The organism is Tardibacter chloracetimidivorans, assembly GCF_001890385.1.
GTDB lineage: Bacteria > Pseudomonadota > Alphaproteobacteria > Sphingomonadales > Sphingomonadaceae > Tardibacter > Tardibacter chloracetimidivorans.
Genome location: NZ_CP018221.1, coordinates 2,767,844 through 2,786,145, shown reverse-complemented (window position 1 = coordinate 2,786,145; position 18,302 = coordinate 2,767,844). Strand labels below are relative to the sequence as shown.

Below are 18,302 nucleotides of genomic sequence, written 5' to 3'. Positions count from 1 at the left end.
CGGCCCAGTCGTTCGCAGGAGGAACCCCGTCAGTAGTTGTAGGCGCGCTCGCCGTGTTCGCCGAGGTCGAGCCCTTCGCGCTCGGTTTCCTCGGTCACCCGGAGGCCGGTAAGCGCCTTGGCGACGAAGATCGCGATCGCGGTGCCGACAGCCGACCAGACGATCGTCGCGAGGACGGTCTGGATCTGGATGACAAGCTGCGAGCCGATGCTGAAGTCGTCGCCGCCGGGGCCACCGAGCCACGGCGCATAGACGATGCCGGTGCCGATCGCGCCGATCATGCCGCCGATGCCGTGGATGCCGAACGCGTCGAGCGAGTCGTCATAGCCAAGCCTCGGCTTCAGGATGCTGACCGCGTAGAAGCAGATGACCGAAGCCACCGCGCCAAGCACGATCGCGCCGAACGGGCCGCTGTTGCCCGCCGCCGGAGTGACGGCGACCAGGCCGGCGATGATGCCGGAGCAGAAGCCCAGGGCCGAGCCCTTGTGGCCGCTCAGACGCTCGGCGATCATCCAGAACAGGCCCGCCGATGCGGTTGCGACAAAGGTGTTGATCATCGCAAGCGCGGCCGAACCATTGGCCTCCAGCGCCGAACCGGCGTTGAAGCCGAACCAGCCCACCCACAGCAGTCCGGTGCCGATGAACGTCATCGTCATGCTGTGCGGCGCCATCACTTCCTTCTGGTAGCCGATGCGCTTGCCAAGGATGAGGCATGCGACCAGCGCAGAGACGCCCGCATTGATGTGGACCACGGTGCCGCCAGCGAAATCCAGAGCGCCAAGCGCGAAGAAATAGCCGTTGCCCGCCCACACCATGTGCGCGATCGGGAAATAGACGATCGTCAGCCAGATGATCGCGAAGATCATCGTCGCTGAAAACTTCATGCGCTCAACCGTGGCGCCCAGTACCAGCGCGACGGTGATCGCCGCAAAGGTCATCTGGAAGCAGATGAACACATATTCCGGGATGACCACGCCTTCGGAGAAGGTGGCGGCCATGCTGTCGGGCGTGACGCCGTTCAGAAAGGCCTTGCCGAAGCCGGAGATGATGGCGTTGCCGCCATCGCCAAAGGCCATGGTATAGCCCCACATCACCCAGATCAGCATGGCGAGCGCTGCCGCCGCGCCGATCTGCGTCATGGTGGACAGCATGTTCTTGGTGCGGGTCAGACCGCCGTAGAACAGTGCCAGGCCCGGCAGGATCATCATGAGGACGAGGACGGTCGAAACCATCATCCAGGCGGTGTCGCCCTTGTCGGCGACGGGCGCGACCTCCTCGGCCACTTCCTGCGCCCAGGCCGGCATCGCGGCAAAGGCGGAGGCGGCGAACATCGCGCTGCCCGCCCCGATCTTGTGCAATAGATTCATGCTTCCCCCGTTTGTTTAGAGCGCGACTTCGTTGGTCTCGCCGGTGCGGATGCGCACGGCCTGACCGACGTCGAGCACGAAGATCTTGCCGTCGCCGATGGCGCCGGTGTTGGCCGACTGCTGAATGGCTTCGACCGCGCGGTCCGCAAGATCGTCGGCGGTCACGACTTCCACCTTGATCTTCGGGACCATGTTCGTGCTGTACTCGGCGCCCCGATAGATTTCGGTTTGCCCCTTTTGTCTCCCGAAGCCCTTGACCTCGGTGACTGTCATCCCCGCAACCCCCAACGAGGAGAGCGCGTCGCGCACCTCGTCCAGCTTGAACGGTTTGATGATAGCGATGATGAGTTTCATTCTGCCTCCCTCGCTGGCTTGCAGCGGGGATACGTGCACCAATCGTGCCAGTTATGAATCGGCCTCGACCAGCGGCGCTCTGGCTGCGGGAAGCGCCCTCACCGCCGCCAAATTAAGCAGAAATGACACGGTGCATAAAAACTAGGCACTGTTTTGGTGCAGCGCAGCGTAGCCTCCCCACAAAAGAAAGGCCGGACCGCTTGCGCGGCCCGGCCCGGGGGGACCAGCAGAACGGTCTCCTAGAATTTGAAGCTTCCCTCGATCGCCCAGCTGCGCGGTGGGGCATAGTTCGAGAAGGTCCAGAGCCCGCCTACGATAAGCTGGCTGACGCGATAGCGCTTGTCGGTCAGGTTCCGGCCGATGAGGCGGATCGAATAGGCGTCGTCCGGCCCCTTGAAGCCGATAGAGCCGTTGAAGACCGTCCGCGCCTGCAGATAGGCGTTCTCGTCGGGCGAGGTGATCGACTGGCTGAACAGGTTGCGCCCGGTATAGGCGACGTTTCCGTTCAGGAACACGCTCCCCATGTCGCCGATCGGATGCTCATAGGCCGCATCGGCCGCCCACTGCCATTTGGGCGCGCGGTCAAGCGGGGCCGTCGCCAGATCATAGCCGGCCGGCAGCGGGGTCACATATTCATTATATTTGCCGTCCTGATAGCCAAGGTTGGCGCGCAGCGTCAGCCCTTCGATCGGGATTGCCGTGACTTCGGCCTCGATGCCCTTCACCTCTGCGGCAGCCGCGTTGAAGAAGCGCGTCACCTGGAAGGTCTGCCCGTTGACGGATAGCGGCGTGACGATCTGCTTTTGCAGATCCTTGTACTTCACATAGAAGCCGGTGAGGTTGAAGCGAAGGCGGCGGTCCAGAAACTCGGTCTTCACGCCCGCTTCATAGCTGTCGGCGGTTTCCGGATCGGTCGGAGCGGCCGCTGCGGCAAAGGCGTCCAGATTGGCGCCGAACGGTGCGAACGACCCGATCTGGTCATTATATCCGCCGCCCTTGAAACCGCGCGAATAGGTCGCATAGCCATAGATGGTGGGCGAGAAGCGATAGCCCAGGCTCACCCGCCATGTCGGCTCCTTGAACGAGGCGCTGTTGCTGACGACGCCGGTCGGGAAGCGCCCGAAGTCATTCAGTTCCATCAGCGAGACGTCCCGCCAGGTCATCGTCGGATCGCCGGTGATGTCCTGCACGAACGACTGCTGGCGGCCCCGCCACTTCTTCTTCTCCCAGGTGTAGCGGCCGCCGACCGTGAGCGTCAGATCGTCGGTAAACTTGTAGGTGCCCTCGGCGTAGACGGCGGTCGAGCGCGACCGCTGATCGTTGCAGAGCACGAAGGGATTGTCGTCCCATGCGCCATAGGGCGTTGTCGCTCCAACCAGATCCTGGAATCCCAGCACCTGCGCCACGCAGAAATCGACATGCTCACGCTGATAGAAGACGCCGCTGACGAAATCGAAGCGGCCGCCGAAGTCGGATGCGAAGCGCAACTCTTCCTGCCAGGTCTTGCGGTTGTCGGACCGGTTGAGGTCGAACAGCGCGAGTTCATCGCCGTCGGGCGCGACGATCGAGCCCATGCCGGTGGTGCTGTTCGGCAGGCGCGAGCGCTGGAAGCGATAGCCCGCGACATTGGTGATGGTGCCCGGCCCGATATCGACGTTCACGTTCAGGAACACGCCGTCCACGTCGACGCGCGCCTTGCTGGTCTCGATATATTCGGTTTCACGGAAGGTCAGCCCGTGCCGGTCGAGCGGATCGCCGGTGTTGCGCGCGCCGCCGACGCCCAGCACGTTGAACAGGAAGTTGTTGCCGGGGGGAGTGTCTTCGATCGCGACCGCCGGTTCGGAATTGTCGCGGATGATCTCGTACTGGAGCAGCGCCGAGATGTCGCTGGTGGGCTCCCAAAGCAGCTTGGCGCGGCCGGAAAATACATCCGTGCCGCCGATCCGGCGACCGTCGCCGCACCCGGAGACGCCTGCATATTTGCTGGGGCCGAAGGTGACGACCGGGCCATAGCAATAGCCGTTGCGCATATAGCCGTCTGACTTGGCGTAGCTGCCGACCAGGCGCAGCCCAAGCACGTCGGTGATGATCGGAAGGTTCAGCGCGCCCTGGAGCTGATAGGCGTTGAAGCTGCCATAGGTGGCGCGCGCCTCGCCGCCGATGCGATCAAGCTCCGGCCGTTTCGTGCGGACGGTCACGGCGCCGCCCGTGGTGTTCTTTCCGAACAGCGTGCCCTGGGGGCCGCGAAGCACTTCGAGCTGCGCGATGTCGAAGGTGTCGAGAAGCTGGGTCTGGACCGACGGCATCACGAAGTCGTCGAGAAGAACGCCGACCGGCGCTTCATAATAGACGATGATGTTGTTGACGCTTACGCCGCGCAAGGCGAACGACGCGGCGTTGAAGCCGGTGATCTTGGCCGCCGAGAAATTGGGGACGAAGGTGGCGAGGTCGCCGATATCGCGCGGCGCGGCCTGGTTGATGAGCGACGAATCGACCGCAGACACCGCAACCGGCGTGGTCTGGAGATTGGTGTCGCGGCGCGTTGCAGTGACGATGATCTCGGCAAGCCCGGCCTCACCCACCCCGGTTTCGGCCGGCACGGTTTCAGCGGGCACGGCAGGCGGAGCGTCGGCAGTCGCCTGGGTAGGCGCGGGAGCGGCCGCGGGAACGCCCGCGCCTTCCGGCTCGACCGACTGCGCCAGGGCATTTCCATTGATGGCGGCTGCAAGCGCGAGCAACCCGACGCCGCGAATCGCGAACTGTGTGGACATGGCATCCTCTCCCTGCGTTGTTTTTCCTGATCTACAGGGCCGAGGATTTAAAATCAAGCATGACTGTATGTTTTATGAAACACGCCGTCAGCCGAGGCGCGGCGTCATATTAAATAGTTGTTTTCAAAGACGCTTTGACAATGCCCGCGGGCCAAATATGCAAACATGCACGATTGAATGTTTCAATTATGTGGCGGATATGTCACCATCGAGGCCCTGGACGGAGGAAGAGATGAGCTACACCTACATCGCCCGCCTTCACATCAAACCTGAAATGGAGGCCAGCTTCCGGCAGGCTATCGCCGACATGATGGAGGTTGCGCGCGACGACCCCGGCACCCTGGACTATCAGGTCTTCACCCTTGCCGACGATCCGTACAGCTATGTCTTTTATGAAAGCTATGTCGACGCAGATGCCGACGAGCGCCACCGCACCGGGCCGGTGTCCGGACCAATCGTAGCGCGGATGGTCGAATGCATCGACGACCGGGGTTTCGCACAAGAGTTCTGGACTCCCGTGGCCGCGCTCGACAAGAAGCCCTGAGCGGGAGGAGAAGCGGTCTGACCAGGATGATCACCCAACGCACGCCGGTGCGGCAGCTTCGCAGCGAGCGCACACGAAAGCGGCTGCTGGACGCCACGATCGCCTGTCTCGTCAAATATGGCTATGCGCGCACCAATCCGCTTCGTGTCGCCGCCGAGGCGGGGGTGACGCGCGGGGCCGTGCTGCATCATTTCAGGGATGGCCCGGACCTTATTCGCGGGACGATCATCGAATTGCAGGAAAAGCGGCTGCGCGCGCTGGGCCGGGTGACTGCAATCGATCCGGCGCAGGTCGGCGCGATCATGCGCACCTATTGGGACCAGCTTTCCACGCCCACGGCCATCGCCTTTGAGGAGATCAGGCACGCGGCGCGGACCGATGCGGCGCTGGCGGCGGTATTGAAGCCGCTGGAGGAAGAATATCAGGCGCGCTGGGACGTTCGCGCAGTCGACATATTCGCCGACTGGCAGAGCGACCCGGAACGCTTCGAACTTGCGATCACGCTGGCGCAGACGGTGCTGGAAGGGCTCGCGCTACGCAACCGCTCGGGGCTGGCGAACGACCATGTGGTCGAACTGATGCTCAACCATCTGGAGCAGCAGATCATCGACCTTCACCCCCGCCTCGGCGGCCGCAAGGGCTAGGCCGGCCGCGGAGCCGGATGGGGCGTCAGCGCGCCGCGCCCAGCTTTCGCATCGTGCCCGTAAAGGCGGCGACCCGGCGGCCGTCCTGCTCCATGACGCCCCGCAGAAAGGCCATGCGCCCCGTCTCGTGCAGCAACTCGATCGAGACGAGCAACGGCGACCCCGCACCTCCGCCCGCCATGAACTGAATCGTGAAATCGACCGTGATCGCTCCCTGGCTCGAAACCTTGCCGTGCAGAAACAGCGGCAGGAAGAGCACCAGCTCACCAATCGACGCCAGATAGCCGCCGTGAAAGCCGCCCAGCACGTTAAGGCTGTGGCTCCCCGTTTCCACCCGGGCCTCCGCGCGGCCGGGATCGCCGGGGCGGACCAGCAGGACCGGCAGCAGCGCATCATAGCCGGTCAGGCCTTCCGGATGCATACGACGCCAGCCCTGCTCCGCCAGATCGGGCTGCTCGGCAGGCGGCAGTTCCGCCGGGCTATGGGCTTGCAATGACATTCTCCCCGACAAAAGCCCCGGCGGCCATCGCAGCGTTCCACCGGCCGGGCATCAATTTAGATACAGTCATGCTTGTTTTTATTTTTTGCCTGTGTCAACCTTTCGCTCGACCTCGGAGGTAAGGAATGATGATGGGGCAATCCGAAGCACTGCTCGACGAACTCGCCTCGCGGGCCAGGATCAGCGACATGCTGCTGCTTTACTGCCGCGCGCTGGACAGGTGCGACGTCGAGCTGATGAAATCGCTCTACTGGGAGGATGCCGTCGACAATCACGGCGTTTTCAATGGCGGCGCGGCCGCATTCGCCGAATATATCGTCGGCGACACGAAACAGCGCTTTGAATCCACCGTTCACGCGCTCGGCAACATGCTGATCGAGGTGGAAGGCGATGTCGCGCACAGCGAAAGCTATCTGATCGCCAATTGCGTGCTGAAGGGCGATCGCGCAAAGGTGGAGGACACGTTCGGCCCCAGCTATGCCGCGAAGTTCGACTGGGACGAAGTCGCCGGCATTCCGCACGAGTTCTTCTTCGGCGGCCGCTATTTCGACCGTTTCGAACGCCGCAATGGCGAATGGCGCATTGCCGAACGGATGCTCCTGATGGACTGGAACCGGTGCGACATCGCCAGATCGATTTTCGACGAAGGCATGCTCGCCCATCTTCGCCCGCTTGGCCGCCGCCATCCCGATGATGCGCTCTACCACTTCCGCCGGGCTGTGGAGGCCGGACGGTGATGGCGGTCGAGCAGATCCGCTTCCAGCCGCCCGAGGCTAGGCTGGCCGATCTTCGCGAACGGCTCGCCCGCACGCGCTTTGCCGAAGATTTCGCCAACGACGACTGGTCCTATGGAGTCAATGGCGCTTATCTGAGGGAACTGGTGTCCTACTGGCGCGACGGGTACGACTGGGACGCGCAGCTCAGCGCAATCAACGGTTTCCGGCATTTCCAGACTGAGATCGACGATGTGCCGATCCACTTCATCCGAGAGCCGGGGCGCGGGCCGAAACCGATGCCCATCATCCTGTCGCACGGCTGGCCCTAGACCTTCTGGGATCTGAACCGGGTTATTCGTCCGCTGGCGGACCCGGCGTCTTTCGGCGGCGATCCGGCCGACGCGTTCGAGGTGATCGTCCCCTCCATGCCGGGGTTCGGGCTCTCCACGCCATTGACGAAGACCGGCGTCAACTTCTGGACCACGGCCGACCTGTGGCACCAGTTGATGACGAAAGTGCTGGGCTTTGAGAAATACGCCGCGCAAGGCGGCGATTGGGGCGGTCTCACCACCACCCAGCTTGGCCACAAATATGCGGGCGAGCTTCACGGCATCCATGTCTCCACGGTCGCGCCGCTCACGCTGTTCAATCATGAACGGCCGTGGGACGTGACCGCCGGAACGCTTGCGCCGCCCGGCCTCGGCAGCGAGGAGCGCGAGGCCTTTCTCGCGTGGCAGCGCCGGATCGCGGCTCACGTCTGCGTCCAGGTGCTCGATCCGCAGACATTGGCCTATGCGCTCCACGATTCGCCAGTCGGCCTTTTGGCTTGGCTGGTGGAGCGGCGGCGAAGCTGGGGCGATTGCCGCGAGGGGCTGGAGGCCGCCTTCGACAGGGACTTTCTGATCACCACGGCGATGATCTACTGGTTGACCGACAGCTTCGGAACCTCCGCGCGCTTCTATGCCGAAGCCGCACGGCATCTGTGGCAGCCCTCGCACGACCTCGAACCGCTGGTGCAGGCGCCTTCGGGGATCAGCCATTTCACCCATGACGGAACGACCGGCCTTGGCTCCGGGCTGGAGGCTATGTTCAACCTGGTGTTCGAACGCCGCCATGATCGCGGCGGTCATTTCGCGCCGGCGGAAGTCCCGGAGCTGATCGTCGACGACGTCCGTGCGATGTTCAGGCCGATGCGGCGATAGAAGTGATGCTTACAGCTCGGCGAAGACCTGACCGTCTTCGACCGTCGCTTCATAGACCTTGACCGGCTTCTTGGTCAGCTGGCCGCTGGGGCAACCGCTCCTCATGTCTATCCGCATTCCGTGAAGCGGGCAGAAGAGGAACGGCCCCTTCATCTTTCCACCTTCAAGGCTGGAGGTCGCATGGCTGCACATATTCTCCAGCGCGAACACGCCCGAGGACGAACGACAGACGAGCACCGCCTTGTCGTCCACGGTAAAGGCGCGGTTCCCGTTTTCGGGAACGTCTTCGAGCCGGCACAGGAGAACACGGGCCATGGTCAGCCTTCGCAAATCATCGAAAGATGAGGCTTACCACGGACGAACGGTGAGGCCATTGTCCACGACGAATTCCGCGCCGGTGACATAGCGGGATTCGTCGGAGGCAAGAAACAGCACCATATTGGCCACGTCCTTTGGCGCACCCTTCGCGCCATGCGGCAGCACGCCTTCGGGAATGGCCTGCGCTTCGCCCGGCCGTCCCTCCGCAAGCTGCACCATCGGGGTTTCGATCGCGCCCGGATGCACCGAATTGCAGCGGATCTTGTAGCCCTTTTCCTGGCACATGACCGCCACCGATTTGGTCATCGACCGCACTGCGCCCTTTGCGGCGGAATAGGCGAGATAGACCGGATAACCAAGGAGCGCGCCCGTCGACGACATGTTGATGATCGAGCCGCCGTCGCGCTTGTTCATCAGCGGAATCGCGTGCTTGCAGCCGAGGAAAACGCCCTCGCTCATGACCGCGTTGACCCAGCGGAACTGCTCAAGGCTGCTTTCCTCGACATCGGCCATCGCAACCACGCCTGCATTGTTGACGAGGATGTCGAGGCGGCCGAAGCGCTCCTCGATCTCGCGCAGAACGTCGATCCAAGCCTGTTCCGACGCGACGTCGAGTGAAAAAGCGACCGCGCCGCCGCCGAGCTCCCCGGCGAGGCGCTGCGCCGCGTCCAGCGCGACATCGGTCACGATCACCGTAGCGCCTTCCCGCGCCAGCGCCTCGCAATCGGCGCGGCCCAGTCCGGACCCGCCGCCCGTCACCAGCGCGACCTTGCCTGCTACCCGGCCCATCATATCCTCTCCAATAGACGAGGAAGACCGGCGGCGACGCCGCCGGTCTCCAAGAGCGTCACATCAATCAACGCGCCAGCCAACGGTCGAGTTCAACGTGGAAATGACGCAGCCGCGCCTCCTGCTCGCTCCAGAGCGGACCACGGAAGCCGCGCGACCGCGCCCCTGCCTGGACGATCGGCAGCAGGTCGGAATCCTGGTCGAGCACTTCCCCCAGTTCCGGCGGCTCTCCAAGGCCGGTCCGAACCACATCGGGCCGCGTCTCGCCGCTCATATCCACCTCTTCGCCAAGCCCCATCCAGAACGGCGCGCCATAGCCCGGCACGTCGATGTGCCGGTACATGATGATCGTGTCATAGGTGAACTGGCTCGGATCGGTGGCATGCGGCAGGAAGCGGTGGAGGAACACCGCCTCCGGATGGCAGCCGATCTGAACATTGGGGAAGACGCCGAAGATCGTGCTGTCGGTGAGTTGCGCGTCGCTGAACTTGTTATAGTCCAGCCCCAGCCGCGCCGCGCGCTCGCGCTTGGCGAAGGCGAGCGCGGCGCGTGTATCCTTCGCCGTCCCCTCGAACTTCTCCGGATCGATGCCGGCGTCCTTCAGCATCATGGCGATGCCGGGGTTCACGCCTTCCTGATCGGGGAAATGCGAATTGGGCTGGGCGAACGGGACAAATTGCCTGCTCAGGCCGCCCGGATAGAGGTCGATATGGGTGCGGTCGTCCAGCATACCCATCGTCTGCGGGTGGATCGCATGGAGATGGTAGGTTTCGTAGAAGGCGTCCACGCCGCCTTTCCAGTTCGCGCCCCAATCCGAACGCTTGTGCTGGACGACGTACATCTTGTCGATCTCGTAGAGCTCCAGCATCGGCAGCACCGGCCCCAGATATTCCGCAAGGCTCGGGACGTCATCGGCCATCGAGATGAAGACCAGCCCGGCCGCTTCTTCCACCCGCACCGACGACAGATTCTTGTCGTGGCAGAGCACTTCGGGACGGAAGGTCTCGACATCGGTCACGCGGGTGTTTTTGCCGTCAAGGTCGAATTGCCAGCTGTGGAAGGGGCAGGTGAAGCTGTTCTGCGAGCCCATGTCGTCGCGCACGAGCTGACTGCCGCGGTGCGGGCACACATTGTAATGTGCATGAAGCCCGCCATTGTCGCCGCGGACCACGATGAAGGACTCCGGCCCGATGTCGAACTTCATCCAGTCGCCCGGCTCGCGCACGTCGCTGGCCGGCCCGGCTAGAAGCCACGTCTTGGTGAAGACCTTTTCCCACTCCCGATCGAAAAATTCCTTCGAGGTATAGCGGACGGGATCCGGGCGCGCGCTGCCATTGTCGATGTGCGGCGCGTGCTTGTCGAAGTCGTAAGAAGAGCCTGCGTGGACGGCCCAGCTCCGGGGGTCGTAGTTCATGAGATACATCCTCTCCAACAGGGGGCGGGCGTCTTTCCGGCGCTGCCGCCGAATCCGATTCTTGTTGCAACGAATATTACTACATGTTTTCGTTTATGGAAGACGGAATCGAACTTGTCGGCGCAGCCGGGCGGCCATGATGCACATATTGTCGGGCAGGCCCGCCGCGATCTACAGAGGCTGCCAGTCAGCACGCGCGTGGAGAGATGCAGTTGAACGAGATGAGCCGGATCGCAGGCAGGCAGCGCTACTCCAGCCCCGTGATGCAGGAGCGGCGGCGGCGTATCCTCGCCGAGGCTCGGGCGTTGCTGGCCGAGGCGGGCGAGCCGGGGTTCAACATCCGCGAACTGAGCCGCAGGGCGGGCGTATCGTCCCGCACGCTCTATCACGCATTCGGCGGGCGCGACGGCATATTGGGCCATGCGATCGCCGAGCATATCGAAGCGCTGCGAGAGGAGTGGGCGGCCAATCCGCTTGGCGGCGACATCGATTCGATCCTTGCCGAATATGACACCGTCGCGGTCGAGATCGAGCGCAACTCCGCCTATAACCGGATGCTGGTGGCGTTGTTCTTTTCCGTCAACCCGATCCGACCGGCGCTGGAATCGATCCGGAGCCTTCCGGCCGACCGTTTTGGGCGTTGGCTGGACGCCACTCCGAAACGCGCGCTTCTTCCCCGCCTCGACCGGGAGAGGGCGATCGACCGATATGTAAACGGCGAACTTTCGACATACAGATATTGGGCGTCGAACCGGATCGCGCTTGCAGCGCTTGCCGACGAACTGCGCATCAATTTTCTGTCCAACCTGCTTTCGATCACCGTCGGGCCGCTTCGCACGGACATCGTCCGCCGATATGCCAGGCTGTGCGCAAAACACGGCCGCACGGAGAACCGGCACGCCATTTAAAACAGTCATGACTGTTTTAAGTCGTCCGACTTTGAGGCATGGTCCTTCTTCGCTTGAACGGATGCATCGAAGGAGGAAGTGATGAGCCGATTGTTTGGCCCGATTTTTCAGACAGCCTATGTGGTGGAGGATATCGACGCGGCGCTCGACCATTGGACCCGCGTGCTTGGCGTCGGCCCGTTCTTCATGTTCCCGACGCCCCTGCCTTTCGCCTGGATGAAGCGGGACGAGGTATTGACGGATGAGTATGACGTATTGAGCCATGCCGCGCTCGCCTATAGCGGCGACATGATGATCGAGCTGATCCGGCCCGGGAGCGATCCGTCCCCTTATCGCGATTTCCTCGACGCCGGGCGGCGGGGCGTTCACCATCTGGGCACGGTCGCGACCGACTATGACGCGCAGATGGCGGCCGCCCGCGCGGCGGGCATCCATGTCGCCGTGGAAGGCGAGCTGCCGATATCCCGCTTTTCCTATCTCGCGACGGATGCGCTCTTCCCCGGCACCATGATCGAACTGATCGACATGTCACAGGAAATGAAGGACCTGTTTGCGATGATAAGGGCCGAAGCCGCCCGCTGGGACGGAAGCGATCCGGTGCGCAGGCTGGACTGACGCGGCGTCAGCGTCCCGGCTTTATCTCGTCGGGCAGCGGCCGGTCTTTCCTGAGGTCGGCCGCCCGCGAGCGCAGATACTGGCGAAGATTGGCCAGCTCGGCCTCGCTCAGCTCCTCGAATTTCGGCATGCCGTTGGGAACGAGCATTCCCGCATGGACGATTGCGTCGAATGTCGCGTCGTCCAGCAGGACCGGAGAGGTCCGAAGGTCAGGCGCAACACCCGCCGCCACGGCTTCGCCTCCGTGGCAGACGACGCAACGCTGGTTATAGATGTCGGCTCCAGCCGAAGCGGCAGCGGCGTCGGTGCGATAATCCGGGTCGTCGATCGCGACGGCTTCATAGGGTTCGGCGGCCGGAAGGGTGGCGTTGCCGTCCAGCGCGAAGGTCAGGATGCGGCGTGCCTGCGTCCGGTAATCGATCCCATATTCCTCCAGAAGCTGACCCAGAAAGCCCCCGCTCGTGCCCATGCCCGTCAGCACGGTCACATATTGGCGGCCATTGGCCGTGTAGGTGATCGGCGGCGCGATCACCGGGGCCTTGGCGTCGAACGACCAGAGCAGCTTGCCGGTCTTTGCGTCATAGGCGTTGAATTTTGAATCCACCTGGCCCTGGAACACCAGCCCGCCTCCAGTCGCCGCGATGCCGCCCGGAAAGTGCGCGGGCAGCGGGACGCGCCACGCCTGCTTTTGCGTGACCGGGTCAATCGCCACCAGCGCGCTATGGTGCTTCGCCCCCTCGACAAGCCGGATTTCCGGCCGCACCGCATAATCGAGCGCGGCCCCGGGCGTGCGCTTCCAGTTTTCACGGGTGATGCCGCTGTCGTCGAACGTCGCCTCCAGCTCTATCGCCGGGATGTAGACCAGCCGGGCCTGGGGGCTGTACGCCATCGGCAGCCAGCTATGCGCCCCGATCGGCGTGGGCATGATCGTTGCAGGCGCATCTTCATAGCGAATGCCGGGCCTCTCCACCGGGCGGCCGGTCTTCAAGTCGATTTTCGACGCCCAGGTCACCTTCACATAGGGTTCGGCCGAGATCACCTTCCCGTTGGTGCGGTCGATCACATAGAAAAAACCGTTCTTCGGCGCGGTCATCAGCACCTTGCGCGCCTTGCCGTCGATCTGGAGATCGGCCAGCTCCATATCCATGGACGCGTTGTAGTCCCAGCTTTCAGCCGGGTTGAACTGATAGTGCCATTTGTATTTGCCGGTCTTGGCGTCGAGCGCGACGACCGACGCGAGGAAAAGATTGTCACCCTTTCCAGCACTTCTGATCTTGTGATTCCACGGCGCGCCATTTCCGGTGCCGAGATAGATGGTGTCGAGTTCGGCGTCATAGGTGATGGCGTTCCAGACGGTGCCGCCGCCGCCGTATTTCCACCATTCGCCCGACCAGCTCTCCGCAGCAATCCGCGTCGTCTCGTCGTCGTCGACGCCGGGCTGGCCCGGCACCGTCCAGAATCGCCAGAGCTGCTTGCCGGTCTCGGCGTCATACGCCGTCACATAGCCGCGGATCGATCCCACATCCGCGCCGCCATGGCCGATGATCACCTTGCCGTCGAACACCCGCGGCGGGCCCGAGATGAACCGAACATCGTCCTTGGCCACCGTCATCTGCGACCAGAGGGGCTTGCCGGTCTTCGCGTCGATCGCGATCAGACGCCCGTCCTGCGTACCGGTGTAGACCTTGCCGTTCCACCAGGCGATCCCGCGGCTGCCCCAGCCCTGCCGCAGCTTGCGCCCCGCCGCCTCGGGCGCTTCAGGGTCATATTCCCAAAGCTGGCGGCCCGTGACGGCGTCGAACGCCCGCACCACGCTATAGCCCGTCGCCGTATAGAGAACCCCGTCCACCGCCACAGGGCCGGTCACCGAATTGCCCAGCGGCAGGTCGACCGACCAGGCCAGCCCCAGACGGCTCACCGTCTCGCGGTTGACCTCGTCCAGCGGGCTGTAATGCTGCTCGCCATAGGTCCGCCCGAAGGCCGCCCAGTCCGCGCCGTCCGACCCGTCGAGCAATCGCGCCGCCGCCCCTGACGCCGCACCGCCGGACACACCGGCCCGACCGTCGCCACCGTCACCGCCACCGCAACCCGCCAGAAACAGCAGCGCCGCGCAGAGCGCCGTGGCTTTGGAGACAGTTTGCGACATAGGGAACCGATGCTCCTTGGGTGGATGAAAGGGGTCGAGTGACGGCGGCGACCGGCGCGGCTCACCGCCACGCCGGTCTCGACCTTCCACAAGGCAGCGCCTATTCGGTCATGAACCGAAGACCCGCCTCCACGCCGAAGAAGCGCGGCGGACCGTACTGCGAGTTCGCCCACAGCCCGCCGACGACCTGCGAACCGATCTTGTACCGCTTGTCGGTGAGATTCCGGCCGATCGCCCGCACAAAATAGCGATCATCGATATCGGCCAGCGTGATCGATGCATTCACCAGCGTGCGCGCGTTGAGATAGGTGTTGTCGGACGCCGTGGAGATCGACTGGGTGGAAAGATTGCGCGCAGTATAGGCCACATTGCCGTTGAGCGTGACCTTGTGATCGCCGAACGGAATCTCGTAGCTTCCGTCCACCGTCCACTGCCACTTGGGCAGCCGGTCGAGCGGTGCCGACGACAGATCATATCCGGCCGGAATGGGCGTGACATAATCATTGTACTTGCCGTCCTGATAGCCGAGCACGGCTCTCAGGGTCAGCCCGTCGACCGGAACCGCAGTCGCTTCCGCCTCTATGCCCTTCACCGTGGCGCTGGCCGCGTTGAAGAAGCGGGTCAGCTGGAACGGGAGTCCGTTGACCTCGATCGGAACCACGATCTGCTTTTGCAGGTCCTTGTAGTCGACCCAGAAGCCCGTGACGTTCAGCCTCAGCCTGCGGTCGAGAAACTCCGACTTGAACCCGACTTCATAGCTGTCCGCCTTTTCGGGATCGGTCGCCGATGCAGCCAGCGCAAACGCATCGAGATCGTTTCCGAACGGGGCGAACGAACCGATCTGGTCGTTGAACGCCCCCGCCTTGAAGCCATGCGAGTAGGTTGCGTAGACGAACAGGTCATCGGTTGCCTGATAGCCAAGGCTGGCGCGGTAGGTCGGCTCGTTCGCCTTGTCCAGCACCTGGATGACCCCGGCGGGGAAGTTGAACACGCTGGCGTCCAGCGCCTCCCCGATGCTGAGGCCGGGATCGAACCCGCCGGCGAGGGCGGGGATGAAGGTCTGCTGGCGGCCGTACCAGCGCTTCTTTTCCCAGGTGTAGCGGCCGCCCACCGTCAGCGTCAGCTGGTCGGTGAACTTGTAGTTGCCCTCGGCGAACACGGCGGTCGATCGCGACTTCTGCGCATTGCAGAGAAGATAGGGGGCGTTGTTCCATGTGGCGAAGGGAAGCGGCGGCGAGACCAGGTCCTGGAAGCCCAGGATCTGCGCAACGCAGAAGTCGATCTTCTCCTTCTGGTAGAATCCGCCCGCAACGAAGTTGAACGGCCCGCCAAAGTCGGACGCGAAGCGCAGTTCCTGCTGTTTTGTCGTGCGGTCGTCGTCGCGCGTCGCGTCGAACAGCGACAGCACCTCGCCATCGGCCGCGACCGGGGCCTGATTTGGATAGGTGCTCGGCAGGCGCGACTTCTGCTTGCGATAGCCCGTCACCGAGGTGAACGTACCCGCGCCGACATCAAGGTCCATGTTCAGATAGAGGCCGTCGACGCTGATGCGATGGCCCTTCTCCATCTTGAGCAGGTTGCTGTTGCGGTTCGTAATCCCTGCGAAATCGAGCGGATCGCCGCCCGGAGGGGTAGCCGCACCGACGCCCAGCGTGTCGAACAGCTGGCCCGGGCGCGTTTCGTTGACGCCGGGCACGCTTTCCGACGTGTCGCGAATCCATTCATACTGAAGCAGCGCGCTGAACGCGGAGGACGGCTCCCACAACAGCTTGGCGCGGGCGTTCCAGACGTCCTTGCCGCCGATGTTTTCGCCGTCGCCGCAGCCCTCTACGCCCGCGAACTTAGTCGGAACGAAGGCGACCACCGGGCCGTAGCAGGCCCCGTTCTTGTAATAGCCGTCGCTATATTCATAGCCCATCACGCCCCGGAAGGCGAGCTGGCCCGGAATGATCGGGATGTTGGCCGCGCCCTGCAACCGCGTGGTGTTGAAGCTGCCGTACATCGCCCGCGCCTCGACGCCGATATTGTCGAGATCGGGCCGCTTGGTCCTGACCGTGACCGCGCCGCCGGTCGTGTTCTTGCCGAAGAGCGTTCCCTGCGGGCCGCGAAGCACCTCGACCTGTGCGATGTCGAAGGTGTCGAGAAGCTGGGTCTGGACAGACGACACAACAAAGTCGTCGACCAGCACCGCCACCGGCGGCTCGAAGTAAACGATGATGCTGTTCTGGCCGACGCCGCGAATCGCGAACGACGCTGCATTGAAGTTGGTTACGGTCGCCGCCGAAAAGTTCGGCACGAACGCAGCCAGATCGCCGATGTCGCGTGGCGACGCCTGCTCGATCAGTCCCTGGTCGATCGCCGAAACCGCAACGGGCGTATCCTGAAGATTGGTGGCGCGCCGAGTCGCCGTGACGACGATTTCACCCAGCCCGGCCTCCGACACCGCCGGTTCTGCTTCCGGCGCATCCTGAAGCTGCGCGTTTTGCTCACTGGGGCTCAGGCCTTCACCTTCGGCAGGCGTCTGCGCCAGCGCAGGATTGGACATGGAGGCGGCGGCGAGCACCCACAGTGCGGGCAATGCGAGTCGACGGCTGTTCTTCATGAGTCTCTCTCCCAAATCCGTAGCCCGGCCGGCTTCGCGGCTTCTAAAGGCATGAAGCGTCATACAACTCCGGACCAAAGATACAATCAGGCATGTTTGTTTCTTTTCATTTCCGGGAGTGATAGTAGCGCCGTTGCAACACATGGCTTTGCTGCGCTGCAACGCCTCGCAGGACATTTGCCTTGAACAAGCAGTCGTGATTGTTTGTTATCGGATTTGGCGCAATCAGTGCCCAAAGGAGGATCGCCGTGGCTTACAGTTTTCTTTCGCGCTTTCGCATCCGGCCCGACCGGGAACAGGCGTTCATCGACCTCGCCCGGGAAATGGAAAGCCTGGTGGACCGGGAGCCCGGCACGCTGGCCTTCAAGTTCTTCCGTCTGGAAGAACCGGGCATGTTCGCCGTCTACGAATCCTTTGTCGATGAAGCAGCCGACAAGGCGCATATGGAGACCGAGCACGGCAAGCCCGTCATCGCCAAGATGCTGGAGTGCATGGAGGGCAGTTACTCGCGCGAGATGCTCTACGATCTCGAGCCCCGGCAATGAGCGTTCGGACCCGCACGGCGCTCATTACCGGAGCGACCGCCGGAATCGGAGAAGCCGCCGCCAGGAAGTTCGTTGGTGCCGGCTGGCGGGTCATCGCAGCGGGAAGACGCGCTGACCGGCTGGAGGCGCTTGCCGATTCGCTGGGGCGCGACAGCGTCCATCCGCTCAGCCTCGATATTCGCGATGCCAACCAGATAGCGAAGGGAGTGGCGTCGCTGCCGGCGCAATTTCGTGACATCGATCTGCTCATCAATAACGCCGGGCTGGCGCTTCCCGACGCGCCGTCGCCCGCCGCCGAGCTGGACCAGTGGAAGACGATGATCGACACCAACATCACCGGGCTGGTGTCGTTGACCCATGCGCTTCTGCCGGGGCTGATCGCCCGGCGCGGAGCGATCATCAACATCTCCTCGGCCGCGGCGAATTATCCTTATGCAGCCGGTCATGTCTATGGGGGCACCAAGGCCTTTGTGCGCCAGTTCTCGCTCTGCCTGCGTTCAGACCTCCACGGGAAGGGTGTGCGTGTCACCTCGATAGAGCCGGGGCTTGTCGAGACCGAGTTCATGCTCGTCCGATACCTGCAGGACGAAAACGCTGCGGATGCCGTCTACAGGCACGCGTCGGCGCTAAAGCCTGAGGACTTGGCCGACACGCTGCACTGGGTTGCCGAGCAGCCCCCGCACGTCAACATCAACAGCCTGGAAATCATGCCCACCAGCCAGTCATTCGCGGGCTTCCGGATCGCTCGCGGGGAAGACGCCTAGCCACGCCGTTGCGCCGCCGCCGGCAATCCTGTTGGGAGGCCTTGTTCCGACTCAAAAAGACAGGCATGATTGTCTTTTAATAACGAACTCGGAAAACAGAGTCG

General features: G+C 63.3%; 18 protein-coding genes. 9 read left to right on the top strand and 9 right to left on the bottom strand.

Annotated elements, in window-relative coordinates; translation table 11 throughout:
- Window positions 1-29 precede the first annotated feature (29 nt).
- The 3 genes from BSL82_RS14390 to BSL82_RS14380 form a co-directional block, all read right to left on the bottom strand.
- The gene (locus tag BSL82_RS14390; RefSeq protein WP_072598022.1) at window positions 30-1,367 is read right to left on the bottom strand and encodes an ammonium transporter; all 1,338 of its coding nucleotides are present in this window, start codon (window positions 1,365-1,367) and stop codon (window positions 30-32) included.
- 15 nt (window positions 1,368-1,382) lie between these two features.
- Entirely contained in the window at window positions 1,383-1,721 is a 339-nt protein-coding gene (locus tag BSL82_RS14385) for a P-II family nitrogen regulator (RefSeq protein WP_072598021.1), read from the bottom strand.
- 239 nt (window positions 1,722-1,960) lie between these two features.
- A complete protein-coding gene (locus tag BSL82_RS14380) occupies window positions 1,961-4,492 on the bottom strand; it encodes a TonB-dependent receptor (RefSeq protein WP_083579229.1) in 2,532 nt (843 codons plus the stop codon).
- Window positions 4,493-4,724: 232 nt separating this feature from the next.
- Between BSL82_RS14380 and BSL82_RS20595 the strand changes: the two genes are divergently transcribed.
- A complete protein-coding gene (locus BSL82_RS20595; RefSeq protein ID WP_072598020.1) occupies window positions 4,725-5,036 on the top strand; it encodes a putative quinol monooxygenase in 312 nt (103 codons plus the stop codon).
- A gap of 26 nt (window positions 5,037-5,062) precedes the next feature.
- Complete coding sequence (locus BSL82_RS14370) at window positions 5,063-5,680, top strand: TetR/AcrR family transcriptional regulator (RefSeq protein WP_158010917.1); 618 nt, start codon at window positions 5,063-5,065, stop codon at window positions 5,678-5,680.
- A 25-nt stretch (window positions 5,681-5,705) separates the two neighbouring features.
- On the opposite strand, the gene BSL82_RS14365 is transcribed toward BSL82_RS14370, so the two are convergent.
- Window positions 5,706-6,179 (bottom strand): PaaI family thioesterase, encoded by a 474-nt coding sequence (locus BSL82_RS14365; RefSeq protein WP_158010915.1) that lies wholly within the window; start codon window positions 6,177-6,179, stop codon window positions 5,706-5,708.
- 125 nt (window positions 6,180-6,304) lie between these two features.
- On the opposite strand from BSL82_RS14365, the gene BSL82_RS14360 reads away from it, so the two are divergent.
- The 3 genes from BSL82_RS14360 to BSL82_RS14355 all read left to right on the top strand — a co-directional run bounded on the left by BSL82_RS14360 (window position 6,305) and on the right by BSL82_RS14355 (window position 8,097).
- Window positions 6,305-6,916 (top strand): nuclear transport factor 2 family protein, encoded by a 612-nt coding sequence (locus BSL82_RS14360; RefSeq protein ID WP_083579227.1) that lies wholly within the window; start codon window positions 6,305-6,307, stop codon window positions 6,914-6,916.
- Window positions 6,916-7,224: an epoxide hydrolase N-terminal domain-containing protein gene (locus tag BSL82_RS21140; RefSeq protein WP_226998478.1), complete on the top strand. Its 309-nt coding sequence runs from the start codon at window positions 6,916-6,918 to the stop codon at window positions 7,222-7,224. The genes BSL82_RS14360 and BSL82_RS21140 overlap by 1 nt, the downstream gene beginning before the upstream one ends.
- An 81-nt stretch (window positions 7,225-7,305) precedes the next feature.
- On the top strand, window positions 7,306-8,097 hold the full coding sequence (locus BSL82_RS14355) for an alpha/beta fold hydrolase (protein WP_226998477.1): 792 nt from the start codon (window positions 7,306-7,308) through the stop codon (window positions 8,095-8,097).
- 9 nt (window positions 8,098-8,106) lie between these two features.
- On the opposite strand, the gene BSL82_RS14350 is transcribed toward BSL82_RS14355, so the two are convergent.
- The 3 genes from BSL82_RS14350 to BSL82_RS14340 all read right to left on the bottom strand — a co-directional run bounded on the left by BSL82_RS14350 (window position 8,107) and on the right by BSL82_RS14340 (window position 10,618).
- Window positions 8,107-8,412, bottom strand: coding sequence for a Rieske (2Fe-2S) protein (locus tag BSL82_RS14350; protein ID WP_072598018.1), 306 nt, complete (start codon window positions 8,410-8,412; stop codon window positions 8,107-8,109).
- A 33-nt stretch (window positions 8,413-8,445) separates the two neighbouring features.
- Window positions 8,446-9,204: an SDR family oxidoreductase gene (locus tag BSL82_RS14345; RefSeq protein WP_193408612.1), complete on the bottom strand. Its 759-nt coding sequence runs from the start codon at window positions 9,202-9,204 to the stop codon at window positions 8,446-8,448.
- 67 nt (window positions 9,205-9,271) lie between these two features.
- Window positions 9,272-10,618 carry an aromatic ring-hydroxylating oxygenase subunit alpha gene (locus BSL82_RS14340; protein WP_072598803.1) on the bottom strand — a complete coding sequence of 449 codons (1,347 nt, stop codon included), beginning with the start codon at window positions 10,616-10,618 and terminating at the stop codon, window positions 9,272-9,274.
- 221 nt (window positions 10,619-10,839) lie between these two features.
- On the opposite strand from BSL82_RS14340, the gene BSL82_RS14335 reads away from it, so the two are divergent.
- Window positions 10,840-11,526, top strand: coding sequence for a TetR/AcrR family transcriptional regulator (locus BSL82_RS14335; protein ID WP_162274407.1), 687 nt, complete (start codon window positions 10,840-10,842; stop codon window positions 11,524-11,526).
- An 81-nt stretch (window positions 11,527-11,607) separates the two neighbouring features.
- A complete protein-coding gene (locus tag BSL82_RS14330) occupies window positions 11,608-12,141 on the top strand; it encodes a VOC family protein (RefSeq protein ID WP_072598015.1) in 534 nt (177 codons plus the stop codon).
- 7 nt (window positions 12,142-12,148) lie between these two features.
- On the opposite strand, the gene BSL82_RS14325 is transcribed toward BSL82_RS14330, so the two are convergent.
- Both BSL82_RS14325 and BSL82_RS14320 read right to left on the bottom strand, forming a co-directional pair.
- Window positions 12,149-14,287, bottom strand: a complete 2,139-nt coding sequence (locus BSL82_RS14325; RefSeq protein ID WP_072598014.1) for a PQQ-dependent dehydrogenase, methanol/ethanol family — start codon at window positions 14,285-14,287, stop codon at window positions 12,149-12,151.
- Between the two features lie 100 nt (window positions 14,288-14,387).
- The gene (locus BSL82_RS14320) at window positions 14,388-16,889 is read right to left on the bottom strand and encodes a TonB-dependent receptor (protein WP_072598013.1); all 2,502 of its coding nucleotides are present in this window, start codon (window positions 16,887-16,889) and stop codon (window positions 14,388-14,390) included.
- A 248-nt stretch (window positions 16,890-17,137) separates the two neighbouring features.
- Between BSL82_RS14320 and BSL82_RS14315 the strand changes: the two genes are divergently transcribed.
- Together BSL82_RS14315 and BSL82_RS14310 are read left to right on the top strand one after the other, a co-directional pair.
- Window positions 17,138-17,434, top strand: a complete 297-nt coding sequence (locus tag BSL82_RS14315; protein ID WP_072598012.1) for a putative quinol monooxygenase — start codon at window positions 17,138-17,140, stop codon at window positions 17,432-17,434.
- Window positions 17,431-18,198 carry an SDR family NAD(P)-dependent oxidoreductase gene (locus BSL82_RS14310; RefSeq protein ID WP_072598011.1) on the top strand — a complete coding sequence of 256 codons (768 nt, stop codon included), beginning with the start codon at window positions 17,431-17,433 and terminating at the stop codon, window positions 18,196-18,198. Before BSL82_RS14315 ends, BSL82_RS14310 begins: the two co-directional genes overlap by 4 nt.
- The last annotated feature ends 104 nt before the right edge of the window (window positions 18,199-18,302 follow it).

Bases quoted from the DNA above. Each gene is read 5' to 3' on its own strand.
- BSL82_RS14380 (WP_083579229.1), bottom strand. From the start codon at position 4,492: ATGTCCACACAGTTCGCGATTCGCGGCGTCGGGTTGCTCGCGCTTGCA.
- BSL82_RS14320 (WP_072598013.1), bottom strand. From the start codon at position 16,889: ATGAAGAACAGCCGTCGACTCGCATTGCCCGCACTGTGGGTGCTCGCC.
- BSL82_RS14350 (WP_072598018.1), bottom strand. From the start codon at position 8,412: ATGGCCCGTGTTCTCCTGTGCCGGCTCGAAGACGTTCCCGAAAACGGG.
- BSL82_RS20595 (WP_072598020.1), top strand. From the start codon at position 4,725: ATGAGCTACACCTACATCGCCCGCCTTCACATCAAACCTGAAATGGAG.
- BSL82_RS21140 (WP_226998478.1), top strand. From the start codon at position 6,916: ATGGCGGTCGAGCAGATCCGCTTCCAGCCGCCCGAGGCTAGGCTGGCC.
- BSL82_RS14335 (WP_162274407.1), top strand. From the start codon at position 10,840: ATGAGCCGGATCGCAGGCAGGCAGCGCTACTCCAGCCCCGTGATGCAG.
- BSL82_RS14325 (WP_072598014.1), bottom strand. From the start codon at position 14,287: ATGTCGCAAACTGTCTCCAAAGCCACGGCGCTCTGCGCGGCGCTGCTG.
- BSL82_RS14330 (WP_072598015.1), top strand. From the start codon at position 11,608: ATGAGCCGATTGTTTGGCCCGATTTTTCAGACAGCCTATGTGGTGGAG.
- BSL82_RS14385 (WP_072598021.1), bottom strand. From the start codon at position 1,721: ATGAAACTCATCATCGCTATCATCAAACCGTTCAAGCTGGACGAGGTG.
- BSL82_RS14370 (WP_158010917.1), top strand. From the start codon at position 5,063: ATGATCACCCAACGCACGCCGGTGCGGCAGCTTCGCAGCGAGCGCACA.
- BSL82_RS14360 (WP_083579227.1), top strand. From the start codon at position 6,305: ATGATGATGGGGCAATCCGAAGCACTGCTCGACGAACTCGCCTCGCGG.
- BSL82_RS14365 (WP_158010915.1), bottom strand. From the start codon at position 6,179: ATGTCATTGCAAGCCCATAGCCCGGCGGAACTGCCGCCTGCCGAGCAG.
- BSL82_RS14310 (WP_072598011.1), top strand. From the start codon at position 17,431: ATGAGCGTTCGGACCCGCACGGCGCTCATTACCGGAGCGACCGCCGGA.
- BSL82_RS14340 (WP_072598803.1), bottom strand. From the start codon at position 10,618: ATGAACTACGACCCCCGGAGCTGGGCCGTCCACGCAGGCTCTTCTTAC.
- BSL82_RS14345 (WP_193408612.1), bottom strand. From the start codon at position 9,204: ATGGGCCGGGTAGCAGGCAAGGTCGCGCTGGTGACGGGCGGCGGGTCC.
- BSL82_RS14390 (WP_072598022.1), bottom strand. From the start codon at position 1,367: ATGAATCTATTGCACAAGATCGGGGCGGGCAGCGCGATGTTCGCCGCC.